Origin of the sequence: Photobacterium halotolerans DSM 18316, from assembly GCF_000425165.1 — a bacterium.
Taxonomy (GTDB): domain Bacteria; phylum Pseudomonadota; class Gammaproteobacteria; order Enterobacterales; family Vibrionaceae; genus Photobacterium; species Photobacterium halotolerans.
The window spans coordinates 99,005-112,072 of sequence record NZ_AULG01000013.1 but is presented as its reverse complement, the minus strand read 5'-3'; the positions used below and the strand labels follow the sequence as shown (position 1 = coordinate 112,072).

The window sequence follows — 13,068 nt, the reverse complement described above, 5'->3', positions numbered from 1 at the left end:
AAAAAATGGATCTCATCTTTCTCAACGGACCCAGCAGTGCTGGTAAAAGCTCAATTGCCCGCGAACTACAACACTGTCTGGACGATTACTATCTGCACCTTGGTATCGACACCTTCATCGTGATGATGCCTGATAATGCCAATGCACTGGGAGAATCCGACCAAAAGGCAGATGGGTTTTACTGGCAAACCCAGTTACTGCAAAACCAACCGGTCAAGCGTATTTCCTCGGGCAGTTTCGGTAAAAAAGTAAACACCGTTTACCGAACAACGGTCAGACATATGATTGATTCCGGTCTTAAAGTCATCGTGGACGATGTAATCGACGGTGAAACCGAAATGGCAATCTGGCAGTCTGTCCTTGCTGGCTGCAACTGTTTATACATAGGTGTAACCTGCTCTGACGAATCGCTCAGACTGCGTGAGAGGAAGCGGGGGGACAGGCTCCCAGGCTCTGCCATTGAGCAAGCTTCCCGAGTGCATCAAGGCATTAGCTATGATTTAACCGTCAACACTGACAGATTGTCAGCATCAGAATGCGCCGAGACGATAAAACGTCACATAGCACTCATTGGAAGTTAACTATGGCATATCTCTTTGCCATGATTCTGTGGGCGTTATCTGTCATCCCGGTTATTCAGGTAACCCTGAAACATCAGGTATCACAATGACTCAAGAACTCACTCAAATGGGTAACGCTCAGGTCTTTCTCAGGAAAACGGAAGGCAGACATTACATAGAAAAGCTCAATGCCAGTGACGTTGAATTGCTTTTCTATCTGCAAATTGCCCCGCAGATGAGCACGTTAGGTGTAAATACACCGGCAGTTTACCTTTGCGATACCGACAACCGTGTACTTCAACTCGAATACATTCCACATTCAGTTTCTCTGGAGGAGCTGCAAGACGATCCAAGATGTTTTCGACAGTTAACTGCTGTTCACCACTTTTCGCTTCGTCCCGAGCACCCAAAACGGCTACATGACTGGAAAGCTCAGCATACATTCCAAGCATTAGAACATCTCCAACTTTCAGGCCAAAGCGAAGCACAATTACTTAAGCTGAGAGAGCAGTCTGAACCTCTTTTCTCCCCGCTTGCCTGTCTGTCTGGCGACAGTAACGCTGGTAATTGGGGCAAACGAGACAATGGTGATTTGGTGTTATTCGACTGGGAGCGCTTAGGTCAGGGCAGTCCAGCGATAGATTTAGCGCCACTGGTAAAAGGCATGGGCAACATTACCGCTTATAAAGCCATCACTAACCGGTATCTGGCGCATACTTCCCTGTTAACGCAAGAGACGCTGATAAAGCACCTTATTCTTGCCAAAGCATGGATTGTGGTGGAGGTGGTGAATATTTTGAAAGACAGGCAAAAGCCAGACTGCGATCACTACCTCAACTGGTTTCGGCAGGTTTTACCAGACTGGCTCAATTTAGCTGCATGATCCGAAAATCATGCCTGTTATGGACTACACTACTCGGACAGTTCCTCCCCCTTTTCAAGGGGGAGGTTAGGAGGGGGTTACTGAGCACAAATGCCAAATCCGTGCGCGCTGTTCGAAACCCCACCCTAACCCTCCCCTTGCCAAGGGGAGGGAAATGAAAATTACCCAAAGAATCGCGCGAGTGTCGGGACCCGGCTGAAGATCAGACGGTCGGCGAGCAGCACAGTCACAATCGCTATCCCTGCCAGCGGGAAACACACACCTAACACCATAATCACCACCGTTGCGCCTTTCCACAGCGTCATATTCTTCGGTGCAGGCGGTGCAGACAGCACACGCTTGCCTTTCGGCCGGCGCAGCCACCACATCGCGATACCACTCAGGCTGATCACAATGAATGCCAGGCAGAGCACAGTGTTTGCTGCTTTGTTCCACCAGCCAAAATCGCCCTCGTGCAGCGCAATGCCCCACGCCATCACTTTCGCCATCGGGGAATATTGTTCGTACCTGATATCTGCCAGAATCTTGCCTGTGTACTGGTCGATGTGCAGGGTGCGGTCTTGCGTCGCATCGTTAATATCGTTACTCATGGTGCTTTGCAGCACGCTGTATGCGCCCTGCTCACCTTTAGGCAGATTGACACGAAATGACGTAAAGCCCTGCTGTTTGGCAAACGAAACAACCGACTCCAGATCCACCTTACCCGCCATGCCGTGATGGCCGGCATGTGAGCCAGACACAGGCACAGGCGTTTGCTCCAGGTTCCACGGCACTTCTTCCAGTTCGCCGTGGTTCATGTCGGCATGCTTGGCATCCGAGAGTGGGACATCACCAAATACCTCCGCGGGAAAGCTGTTCCATGCCTGAACCATCTTGCTTCCCCAGATTCCCGACCAGGACAGGCCAGACAGCAGAAAAAGCAGTAAAAACACAGACGTTAAGATCCCAAGATTCGCGTGAAGATCGCGCCAGAACGTACGCTTGCCGCTGGTCATACGCACACGCAGCGCACCGGCTCTGCTGGCGTTGTCGCGCGGCCACCACATGTAAGCACCACTCACAATCAGGATCACGGCAAAACTCGCCGCCAGTTCAATCAGGCGATCGCCGATGTTGCCGATAAGCAGCGTGCCGTGTATTTCATTCGCCAGCGTGTACAGGTTGTTATCGCGATCAAGTGAGCCCAGCACTTCAGCTGTGTAAGGGTTCACTGTCACGAACAAGCCGTGTCCATCTGCTGTCACTACCGCAAAACGCGCCGCATCTTCAGGCTGCTTAGGGGTTAAATATTGATGAATTGTGGCCTGGGGATAAGCTTGCTGAACAGCATTGAGCTGCTGACTGACAGGCAGACTTTGAGCAGCAGGCTCGACAAAAAGCAGGTCTTTGAAACGGATATTATCAATCGTCCCCGCGTAGAGCATCATCAGGCCGGTTACCGCCAGCATGAGCAAAAAAGGCACCACATACAAACCGGCATAAAAATGCCAGCGCCAGGCCGTCATGTAACCGTTACGTTGTGGTGATGGCAGCTTATCCTGCTGCGCCAGAGTCTCGTTATTATTTGTCATTGAGTTTCCTTCCAGTGCGAAAAATACGCACAATTACACCGTTTCTGTCTGTCAGGCAGAAACAACCAGCATAGAGAAATGTTTGGGGAATGCGTAAGCCGGGATCAGACGGATCTATCCCGGTTAAACCGCTGGCGGCGCTCTGGAAGGCGAAAGAAAATAGTGCCACTGGCGAGGCGTGAACTGATAGGCGCTGACTGGTTGTTCGAGCCCTGGCTCACCCAGCCCCAGCCATCTGTCATCAATATGCGCCAGGCTGAAAACACCGATGGGACAGTGCCCCTGAGTATCATGCTTGAGCTGATCTTTACCATCGGCCAGTTTGACGAGTTTAAAACCGCCCAGTGTACACAAGCTGGCCCAGGTGCCCGCAGGCTGGTGATGGGCATTGACCACAGGCATAGCAATGATCAACAGCCAGCTCAACAGGCTGGCAACAATCATCATTCTGTGTAGTGGATTCCCTGGGCGCATTGATACTCTCATCCTTGATAGCGATTGAATAGTAGATGTTGATAAAAGAATCTACAAGGTAAAAACAGCATTCGTGACGGATGAACCGGAGAGCCTTGGTGGAAATCGACGCGTTTCATCAAATTCGGGCAATTCATCGCCTTAGTTCAAAGAAGGGAATATTCGTGCAGAAACCAAATTCTAAGCCAATATGTAAATCATATGATGATGAATTACAGAATTCTTATCCCAAAATCACACATCATAAACATGCTGTTGTTATTCGGATATTCATTAACTAATTTCATGCTGACTGCTTAGAACAATCGCTAGTAAGTGGTAATGAGTCGTCAGCGATAATTCTAGGTTTCTTAAACTTAATTGTATTTTTAAGGAGCTTACATGGCTTACGCACAATGGGTCAGCTATACCGTCATCGCAGATAACTGCAACCTGCAAGTGAAAAATGCGCAACACAGCTGGGGTAAATTTTATCAGTACGACAATAAAGATCATGAACTGTCACCTGAAGAAGTGAATGGGCAAGTCGTCGAAATTGGGCAGGAAGGTTTTAACATCGTAAGCTCCTGTGGTCGCTCTGATTCAGCTTCCGGTACCCAAGGTTCGTTTGATCTGTACGACGGTTCAACAAAAGTCGTGACCCTGGTTTGGGATTGTCCCTGGGGCAGTAAGTCAAACAGCTGGTCTCAAACAGGCCAGAACAGCAAGTATGTTGTCTCTGTGACTGGTGGCTCCATGAACTCTGGCGCCATCGGTGTCCTGACGGTGGAAGTCATTAAGAAACACGTCGGCTAACAACTAAGGCAGTGCGGGATACACTATCCCCACTGCCTTTCTCTTTTTCACCGCATAACGACACATATGCGCCATCACGCTTTACTGCGCCAGAAAGTCTTTGTTAGCCCAAATAGTGCTCAGAAATGCTTTTAGTGCTTTGTCGCTGCCTGGATCGGTTGCAGGCACTCCCGGCACTGACTACCTATAAATTCGTCCAGAATTTTCCCTGAGGATGTCAGCAAAATCAGGGCTGAGTCGCACTTTGTTAGAAACTATCCTTTAATAGACGTAAACTCTTAACTAGTCTAAGAAATTGAACCTTATTGAATATGTTTCTTCGGAGACAGAAAAGCGCACATATTTGCCCAGGTGAAAACAACCAGCCAAAGCTTCATGAAGCCGTTGTTTCTCAATTTCAGGCAGTATTCGACGCACAAAAGAGCAAGCAGTGACAGAAATTGTTCAAGATTAACATGGCCGTAAATTAGAACAGTATGTTTTTCAGCCAAAGGCCAATTGACCAGACGATTTGAAAGAAAAGTGACCGACAGTTCGAAGTATCGTCGCCCTGGAGCGGCATCATGTTATCAAGGTAAAGGTAGCATCGAAACGTTTTATTACGTGTTAGATATTTTTTCAAAGAAGATAGCTCACGAATAACCCCAGATGATGCGGATGAGAACATTGCGCTGTTCAGGCGTTTTGTGATGAACATAATAAAACAGTGTGACTATGGCGCCCTAAGCCAAAAATAAAACTGAAAAAGGTAGCTTGGAGAGATGATTATCGGTCAAGGGATTTCTTTGGGTTATAATATAAGTAAAGGATGCTCCCGCCCTGCTGCAACCACAGATTCGTACGGGTAATACCATGAGGATTAGTTAGCCCGCATTAATTTATAGGCCTATTCACTCCCAGCACTGAAAGATCGTCGTGAAGATATTCCGGCCAACCTCCACTTTAAACTGGAGTGCTTTACTCGAAAAAATGGGAAATGCGTTCAATTTAGTAAAGAAGCAAAACTGAGTTTCTGCGATTTGCAAAATCGCCTCATGCCCTCTGACGGGGAAGTTTCTGGGATATAACTGCAACCATTACCCGTTTATGTACGCTGGCCGACGCCGAACGTGTGCTCTTCAATGTCAGCAGATTACAGAAATCGTCCAGTAACGACTCCAACCGCCTGCAAAAGTATCTAACAAAATTCGGACTGAAATGGTCGGATATTCATGCATAATAGTCGGTGTTCGGTTTATGCCAAACACCGAAATAATTCATTCATGCATCCACTTTTAATCGAAGGTCAGCTCGAAATCATCTGGGATCATACATGCGTTGTATCATTCGCCTGTCTTTCCCGAGTTCACTTTCTTCATTTTTTGATGAATATCCAACAAGATCTTCTCCGTTTCTTGCCAACCAACGCAGCTATCCGTAATAGAAACGCCATATTTCATTTGCTCACGTTGTTCAAGAATAGGTTGATTCCCTTCGTAAAGGTGACTCTCAAGCATTAATCCGACAATATGGCGATTTCCCTGCATAATTTGAATGATCACTGAATCGACGACAATGGACTGACGACGAAAATCTTTCTCTGAATTCCCATGGCTACAATCAACTACAACGTTCGGTCTGACACCGAGTTTCTTCAATTCCGACACATGTCTTATTACATCCTCATGGCTATAATTGGGTGACTTTCCGCCACGAAGAATAATGTGACCATGTGAGTTTCCTGGCGTTCTCATCAAGCAAACTTTTCCGTCTTCATTCACACCAATATGGCTATGCGATAATGACGATGACTGTATGGCATGAATTGCAGGTAAGACACTGCCACTGGTTGAGTTTTTATAGCCAACGGGCATTGATAGACCTGATGCAAGCTCACGATGTATTTGAGACTCAGCAGTTCTGGCACCAACTGCTGCCCAGCTAAAAATATCATTGAAATAGTGTGAAATGTTTGGATCAAGCACTTCCGTTGCTAACGGTATACCAAGTTGAACAAGACGAGTTAAAAAATCTCTCGATACTTTTAACCCTTGTTCAATATTGCAACTCCCATCCATATTGGGATCGTTGATCAATCCCTTCCATCCGGAGACAGTACGCGGTTTTTCAAGATAAGCCCGCATTACAATAAAGATTTGACCTTCAACTTTTTCAGATATCCGCTTCAATCGCTGTGCATACTCAATAGCAGCATAAGGATCATGAATAGAACATGGCCCACAAATCACAAGTAATCTGGGATCATTGCCATCAATGATGTCACAAATAGTTTTTCTAAACTTATTAATTTCGAACTTTTCATTTGCTGATATCGGATATTGAGACTTCAACAAAGAAGGGGATATAAAATCTAATCCACTGCATTCAATATCATTTACTTCAAGAATATTTTCCATAATAAACCGATTCAATTCATTCTTTAAAAATGACGTTTCAAGGCCAATACAAAACATCATCTCATCCATAGACACAGACACTTTCAGCATAGACTTATCGAAAGTGGGTTGAACTTGATAAAAAAAGTAATAGATAGAACAGAATTTTCAAATCATTTTTGATAATGAAAAATAGCAGCTCCCCATTTTAAACCTGTTGAAATGGTACTCATGATAATATCATCACCTGGCTTTATCATCTCTCTATCCACCAAAACATCCAACGATATTAGTAAATCAGCACAACCTGCATGTCCTACTTCAGATAACAATTCCAAATTACTTCTATCTGTCGGTATATCTAATTTCGCACATAAACTTTCAATGCTTTGCTGACCTTCCAATGTTTGAATAAGAAACGGGTTTTCTATTTTCTTTTTACTTTTCGAGATAACCTTATTAATAATATTGATATTATTCTCAGCACGCAGGGCCAAAAAATCATTTAAAGCATCTGCGTCGAAATTATAAATATCTGCGATACGTTCACGTCCCAATTTGTCATGACGCGCATCAAACGCTTCCGTGACATATGGTTGCAGACCACCACCATGCTCAACACGCATCATGTCCACAAAGCGACAATCTGATATATCTTCAGCACCGAGATAGTGTAAAGCAGCCCCATCCATCTCCCAATGCTCAGACGCAACCAATGCGACAGCCGCACCATCACTCAAGATGGCATTCATTAAACCAAATCTGTCTTGATGCGCTTCGCTAATACGCTGAGCAACCACCACAAGGCCAACTTTATCTGCAGATTGTTTTTTCAAGAGAGACGCAGCATGTTCCCAGACACTAATGCCACTATTACACCCCTCAACAATATTAATTGTTCGAATATCTTTACAAGATAATTCCGCTCCGACCTGGCACGCAAAATCAATTCCAATATAGTCAGGTACACCCGATTGACCAGCAACGATAAAGCCAATATCTTCAGGACGAATCCGTGCTTTTAATAAAGCTTTTTTTGCTGCAATACCAGCCATTTCTCTGACACTTCCCGGTTCTTTCCAAAATTGAGCGTACCCGGCAAATTTCAGTGTATTTAATTGCATTTGATTTGGGTGATCGACCCTTTCCAAGTGTTCTGACACTGATAGCTGGCTGCCCATACTGATTATTTTCATGAAATCAATCTACCCTTTTAATTTTGATAATTCGACATCTGATATTTTAGCGCCAAGTAATTGTGTGACATTCACTAAAATTTTATCTCTTTTTTTTAACGTCTCAGATATTTTCATGGCAATAATGGAGTTGCCACCCATCTCAATCAGATTATCACTAACTCTGATATCATTTTCTCCGAGGACAACCTTGATTTCACATAGTAATATTTCTAGCATCTCGTGATTACTGTTCATATAACCTCTTTTCTAATTCTGCCTTATTTGTTTTTCCTCGAATATTCATTGGCCAATCATTTTGTGGAATCATCAAATAGCGCGCAGGTCGCAGCCAAGGAGATAGCTTCGCACAGAATGTCCTTAAGTCTCTGGTCGTCAATAAACTATCAAACATCACATTAATACAAGCACATAAAATGGATAAGTCCTCTGATTTATTTTCAACCAGCACAACGGCTTCGCCAACACCAGGAATTGACTGTAAATACTCTTCAATTTCTAATAAATCGATCCGAAAACCATTCACCTTCACAAATCCGCCTGTCCGCTTGATATAATGAAACACATCATCATAACCAACTGAGCAAATATCACCCGTCTTATATATATTATTCTCCAGAGGTCGCCCTTCATAACCTTCAAAAACCTGACCACCTTGTAATAAAAGCTCTCCGACGTGTTCGTTCTCCTGACTTCCAAGAGAAAAAATCATGTCGTGAAATGCTTTTCCGATCGGTATTGAACCGTTCAGAATATCTTGCTCAGTCACAGTATGTGCTGAGCAAAATATTGTTGCTTCCGAGGGACCGTATGTATTCACTAACTTCACTTGTTGGCCATTAAATTCAGAAAAAAATGGCCTAACTGTTTCCACAGAAAGCTTTTCACCACAAAAGAGTATTTCTTCAAGTGACAGCTTTGTCACATCCTGAGGCCGAACCTCACTAAAAATAAAACGGAATTCCGAAGGTGTTACCATGATTTGGTTGACATGGTTCTCTTCGAGGACACGCCATATGCTACTTGGCTCTCTTTTTTCTTCCTCACTGAGAATCACCAGTCCGCCACCATAAAACAAACACCCCATGATTTCCCATATTGATAAATCAAATGACAAATCATGTAACCATAACCATCTTCTCTTCACTGGTATGTCGAATTCTATATCGACATTCTTGAGAAAAGATGTAAGCTGCCGTGCATAGATTGGGACAATTTTGGGTTCGCCGGTTGTCCCTGAAGTTCTGACACAATAAATCTCAGTACCCGAACGAGAATGAGGATTTCTTGGGATTGTTCGTTCAGGAAATATCGATAACAATCCCGCCCCCATCGAAACTTGATCCAACAAATCAAACTCAGACGTCAGAGAGAATATCGCTGCACAAGATGTATCTCTTGCAAATTTAATTTTACTTTCAGGTTCTAAACTTCTTGGCACATAAATAAATGAAATACCAGAAAGCAGACATGCAATAATAATAGAGTAAAGCTCACTTGATCTTGGCGCATCCAGTGCTAATCGATGACCTTTATCAAGACCTGCTTCTGCGAATTGCTCTGAAATATCTAGTGCTGTTCGGATGACCTGCTGATAACTGAAAGTTACCTGGCCACAGATCAACGCTTCTTTATCCGGTTGTGTTAAAAGTAACCATTCTAATTTTTCATTCAGACATGTAAGACTTGTATTTACATGGCAAGATTTTGAGGTGATGTTCATATCATTTCCATATTAATATCTCTCATACAGACATCATTAATTAGACTCAATACTCTATGAGAGATGAACGATTAAAACATTCTTGACAGTGAAACCGGATCAGCATTGAGCAATGTTAGGCCAATCATTTCCTCTGGTATGAACTTTGAAAATCCGCCATGTCGAGCACCGACATTCACATCACGCCAGATTTTCTCTAGCGGGCAGCTGGTATCCAAACCGGATGAACCATAAATCCACAACAAGGATTGCACGATTTCAGTACAGCCTTTCATCACCTGAGTTGCCCTGGCTCTAATCTCAACCCGGTCGTTATCCGATAAAGGAGCCGATACCTGATCAACGGCATGATCAACGATGCTGGCGTTATACTCTGCCGCACGTATCAGTAGATCTAAATTGCTTTTCAAACGACCTAATTCGTACCTGACAGGACCCGAATCTCGCATTGAAGCATAAGTGCTGCCACCGATTGGCCGTTGCAAATTGGCTACCACATAATCAAGCGCAGATTCGGTTGCACCTAAAATTGTGCCAACCAGGCAGTTCATCAACACGCCGGTGAAATACCCCGCGTACGAGCGCCCTTCAAATCGGCCATCCAAACTGCCTTGCAATATTGGCTGATAATTCACAGTGAATGATTCAGGGATCATGACATCACACGCTTGAATCGTGACACTTTGTGTGCCAAGTAATCCGGTTGAATGCCAGGGTGAAGTGATCTTGAGTGCCTGAGACGGCATAACAACAACCTTCACTATCCCCTCGTTTGTTGCAGCCAAACCGAAAAAGTAGGATGACAATGGATAACCAGATGCATACTTCCACTCCCCATTTAAGCGCCATCCTGTGCCATTTTCGTCAGGAACCAGAGTACCAGGACGCCCCAGCACCATTGACAGCATCGAATTCTCCTTCATGTTCGCAAGAACAGTCTCAGGAAGATCAAAGTTTGCTTTCATTGACCATGAAGAATTCGAAACACCAACGAGCCAGCCAAGTGAGGCATCTATCTTGCCAAGGGACCGACAAACAGAAACCACATCACCCAACAGGCCTGGGCCATTTAATGGGCTCTCGTCAAGAATTCTCAGTAACGAGCTATTCTGGAGCACTTGAATCGTCTGGTTTGATAATATTTCCGAACCATCTTCAAGCACATAGGATGCAATCAATGCATCAATATTAGCGCTCAAATTTTTATGCGGAACAGCTTTATAATTGCTCAAAGGAACCTCTCAATAACTGCATATTTTCCATTGATTTTTCACAAATCATTTCGACAAATGGTTTTGAAGTTGCAATTCTCAGCGGCATTTTGGTTTGATCAAACATCTGCCAGAAAAAAGGTAAACTTGCTGTCGGGTCTTCTACTTGAAAGCCACAGCTTACACGACTTTTCAGTGCTTCTTCGTCATAGAAATCACTCACCTTCTGCCTTTTTGCGGAAAAAGTTGCCCAGCCAGTTTTGTGCGGACCCGGCTCGATAATGCCAACCTGGATAGGCGTATCTTCAAGTTCGAGTCTCAAGGTTTCACCTAATGCCTCAATGGCATACTTACTCATCTGATAAGCACCCAAAAGTGGCCAGCAAGCAACACCACTCATACTGGAAACCAACAAAATTCTTGCTTCTTCCAAAGTCCGCATCAATGGCAGTAACGGTCTGATGACGTTCAGCGTTCCTTCAACGTTCGTTTCGAACTGCTCTCTCAGTTGCTGATTAGATAAATCTTCCAGTGTCCCGAATTGTGCATAGCCAGCGCACGTCACCACGCGATTTGGTGTACCAACCTGATGGGCTAATGCCGTCAGCTGTTCTTTCAGACCTTTTTCATCACGGACATCAGCAATACAAGGGATAAATCGTTCCGAATAAAGTGAAACCATCTCTTCTGCTGATGCTTCAGAGCGAGTAATTCCGATCACGATTTCCTTTCGTTCATTGATAATAGATTCAGTCCATGCACGACCAAGTCCGCTGGAGCAACCACTCACAACCCAGATATTCATAGTATTTGTCCCTTAATAATTCTTAACTTTGCACCGTTTCATTTTCCGTTTTTGTATGCTCTCGAGATAACCAAGCACCCAGGCCAACACAGCCAGCGATGACCAGCAAACATGCGAAAGCTGCATAAGCGACGACTGGAGAATAAGGCTGTAAAGCGTTTTCTTCGGTAAAGCCAAATAACTGATTATTTCGAACCATATAATCAAAAAGCAATGCAACAATGACGCTCCCAAGTGCACTCAGTAATTGACGCGTACTATTAAAAAATGCAGCGGCACGACCAATAACCTGAGGTGATATATCTCTTAAAGCGAGGTTTGCCAAAGGAGCAAAAGCTAAGCCCGTTCCTATTCCTGCAAATATCATTGCGATCACCGTCATGACAAATGCATTCAATCCGCCAGCCATCGTGAGACCAACCCCCCCTAAGAGCAAAGCAGAGAAAGCAAGCGATAAGAGACCATAACGAACAATTACTTCAGGTTCTTTTTTATCCGACAGACTGCCTGCAACTGGCCCGACGACTGCATTCGCCAACGCGATTGTTACCATAATGATACTGATAAAAACAGGACCAAAATTCATTCTTATCTCAATGAGATAAGCCAGCGGCAAATAAAGAGACGTCAGTCCTAAACCTAATAAACCTGAGATAAGACACGTTCTCATAAATTTTATATCTTTCCAGATTTCAAAAGGTAAAACATATGCGGACCGATGAGAAATCTCATGTCTTAATAACCAGAATGTACCTAAAATACCAAGCGCTAAAAATGCCAGAACTTTATAGATGTTTTCAGCGCTCTCATGAATCAGTTGTAAACTGAGAATAACAATGGCAATAGAAAAGCTGAATAGTCCGTTAAACACGAGCTCTTTCAACTTCAGGCCATTCCCTTGTGTCTTTGGTAAATAGATCGATGTCACCAACAGTCCAATCATGGCGACGGGTATATTAATCCACATAACCCATCGCCAGTCAGACACCTGTAAGAAGAATTGCGTGACAACCGGGCCTGTTGCCGTCGCTATCCCTGCCACAGCGCCCCAGATACCAAATGCTTTTCCCCTGCCACCTTCAGCAAAGATAATGGAAATAAAAGCCATACTTTGAGGTGTTAATAAGCCAGCACCAACGCCCATGATGGCACGGCCGATAATGACCTGATTTAAAGTTTCTCCATAACCACTGAGTAAAGCGCCAAATGCGAGAAGGAGTAAAGCGCTCGATACCAGAAGTTTGCGATTGTATGCATCGCCAAGGCGACCACCTAATAGCAGAAATGCTGCATAAGAAATTAAATAGCTGTTATTCACCCACGCAGCCATAGCAGGGGTTACACCAAAGTCTTTAATTAATGATGTATAAATCAATGGAACTGTGGTTGTATCCATCATTACGATGAAAAATCCAAGACACAGACCACCAAAGGCCATTTTATTCTGACTCATATTCAGATCCTAGTTCAGTTAT

At 44.2% G+C, this 13,068-nt stretch carries 12 protein-coding genes and 1 pseudogene; 4 read left to right on the top strand and 9 right to left on the bottom strand.

The genetic code is table 11. From position 1 onward, the window contains the following. Positions 1-5 precede the first annotated feature (5 nt). The gene (locus tag H511_RS0101725) at positions 6-581 is read left to right on the top strand and encodes a chloramphenicol phosphotransferase CPT family protein (RefSeq protein ID WP_027250759.1); all 576 of its coding nucleotides are present in this window, start codon (positions 6-8) and stop codon (positions 579-581) included. Between the two features lie 85 nt (positions 582-666). Beyond that, on the top strand, positions 667-1,443 hold the full coding sequence (locus tag H511_RS0101715; protein ID WP_036758394.1) for a phosphotransferase: 777 nt from the start codon (positions 667-669) through the stop codon (positions 1,441-1,443). A gap of 161 nt (positions 1,444-1,604) precedes the next feature. On the opposite strand, the gene H511_RS0101710 is transcribed toward H511_RS0101715, so the two are convergent. Beyond that, on the bottom strand, positions 1,605-3,014 hold the full coding sequence (locus tag H511_RS0101710) for a PepSY-associated TM helix domain-containing protein (RefSeq protein WP_051287684.1): 1,410 nt from the start codon (positions 3,012-3,014) through the stop codon (positions 1,605-1,607). Positions 3,015-3,137: 123 nt separating this feature from the next. Continuing rightward, positions 3,138-3,488, bottom strand: coding sequence for a hypothetical protein (locus H511_RS25165; protein WP_155804775.1), 351 nt, complete (start codon positions 3,486-3,488; stop codon positions 3,138-3,140). Positions 3,489-3,869: 381 nt separating this feature from the next. Between H511_RS25165 and H511_RS0101700 the strand changes: the two genes are divergently transcribed. Beyond that, positions 3,870-4,283 carry an aegerolysin family protein gene (locus H511_RS0101700; protein WP_027250756.1) on the top strand — a complete coding sequence of 138 codons (414 nt, stop codon included), beginning with the start codon at positions 3,870-3,872 and terminating at the stop codon, positions 4,281-4,283. 324 nt (positions 4,284-4,607) lie between these two features. Beyond that, positions 4,608-5,079, top strand: a pseudogene (locus H511_RS25190) (ISAs1 family transposase); the annotation flags it as partial. Between the two features lie 526 nt (positions 5,080-5,605). On the opposite strand, the gene H511_RS0101695 reads toward H511_RS25190, so the two are convergent. The 7 genes from H511_RS0101695 to H511_RS22190 form a co-directional block, all read right to left on the bottom strand. Further along, a complete protein-coding gene (locus tag H511_RS0101695; protein ID WP_051287715.1) occupies positions 5,606-6,679 on the bottom strand; it encodes a 3-deoxy-7-phosphoheptulonate synthase in 1,074 nt (357 codons plus the stop codon). A 152-nt stretch (positions 6,680-6,831) separates the two neighbouring features. Then, positions 6,832-7,854: a 3-oxoacyl-[acyl-carrier-protein] synthase III C-terminal domain-containing protein gene (locus tag H511_RS0101690; protein WP_027250754.1), complete on the bottom strand. Its 1,023-nt coding sequence runs from the start codon at positions 7,852-7,854 to the stop codon at positions 6,832-6,834. Between the two features lie 9 nt (positions 7,855-7,863). After that, positions 7,864-8,091 (bottom strand): phosphopantetheine-binding protein, encoded by a 228-nt coding sequence (locus tag H511_RS0101685; protein WP_027250753.1) that lies wholly within the window; start codon positions 8,089-8,091, stop codon positions 7,864-7,866. Beyond that, positions 8,081-9,577, bottom strand: a complete 1,497-nt coding sequence (locus tag H511_RS22195; RefSeq protein ID WP_051287680.1) for an AMP-binding protein — start codon at positions 9,575-9,577, stop codon at positions 8,081-8,083. Before H511_RS22195 ends, H511_RS0101685 begins: the two co-directional genes overlap by 11 nt. Positions 9,578-9,648: 71 nt before the next feature. Continuing rightward, positions 9,649-10,809, bottom strand: a complete 1,161-nt coding sequence (locus tag H511_RS0101675; protein WP_027250752.1) for an acyl-CoA dehydrogenase family protein — start codon at positions 10,807-10,809, stop codon at positions 9,649-9,651. Continuing rightward, a complete protein-coding gene (locus H511_RS0101670) occupies positions 10,796-11,593 on the bottom strand; it encodes an SDR family oxidoreductase (RefSeq protein WP_027250751.1) in 798 nt (265 codons plus the stop codon). The genes H511_RS0101675 and H511_RS0101670 overlap by 14 nt, the downstream gene beginning before the upstream one ends. A 22-nt stretch (positions 11,594-11,615) precedes the next feature. Then, positions 11,616-13,046: an MFS transporter gene (locus H511_RS22190; RefSeq protein WP_036758392.1), complete on the bottom strand. Its 1,431-nt coding sequence runs from the start codon at positions 13,044-13,046 to the stop codon at positions 11,616-11,618. Positions 13,047-13,068: the final 22 nt, after the last annotated feature.

Excerpts from the sequence above, each read along its gene's own strand:
- H511_RS0101670 (WP_027250751.1), bottom strand. The coding sequence starts at position 11,593 with ATGAATATCTGGGTTGTGAGTGGTTGCTCCAGCGGACTTGGTCGTGCA.
- H511_RS25165 (WP_155804775.1), bottom strand. The coding sequence starts at position 3,488 with ATGCGCCCAGGGAATCCACTACACAGAATGATGATTGTTGCCAGCCTG.
- H511_RS0101700 (WP_027250756.1), top strand. The coding sequence starts at position 3,870 with ATGGCTTACGCACAATGGGTCAGCTATACCGTCATCGCAGATAACTGC.
- H511_RS0101695 (WP_051287715.1), bottom strand. The coding sequence starts at position 6,679 with ATGGAAAATATTCTTGAAGTAAATGATATTGAATGCAGTGGATTAGAT.
- H511_RS22190 (WP_036758392.1), bottom strand. The coding sequence starts at position 13,046 with ATGAGTCAGAATAAAATGGCCTTTGGTGGTCTGTGTCTTGGATTTTTC.
- H511_RS0101725 (WP_027250759.1), top strand. The coding sequence starts at position 6 with ATGGATCTCATCTTTCTCAACGGACCCAGCAGTGCTGGTAAAAGCTCA.
- H511_RS0101685 (WP_027250753.1), bottom strand. The coding sequence starts at position 8,091 with ATGAACAGTAATCACGAGATGCTAGAAATATTACTATGTGAAATCAAG.
- H511_RS0101710 (WP_051287684.1), bottom strand. The coding sequence starts at position 3,014 with ATGACAAATAATAACGAGACTCTGGCGCAGCAGGATAAGCTGCCATCA.
- H511_RS22195 (WP_051287680.1), bottom strand. The coding sequence starts at position 9,577 with ATGAACATCACCTCAAAATCTTGCCATGTAAATACAAGTCTTACATGT.
- H511_RS0101690 (WP_027250754.1), bottom strand. The coding sequence starts at position 7,854 with ATGAAAATAATCAGTATGGGCAGCCAGCTATCAGTGTCAGAACACTTG.
- H511_RS0101715 (WP_036758394.1), top strand. The coding sequence starts at position 667 with ATGACTCAAGAACTCACTCAAATGGGTAACGCTCAGGTCTTTCTCAGG.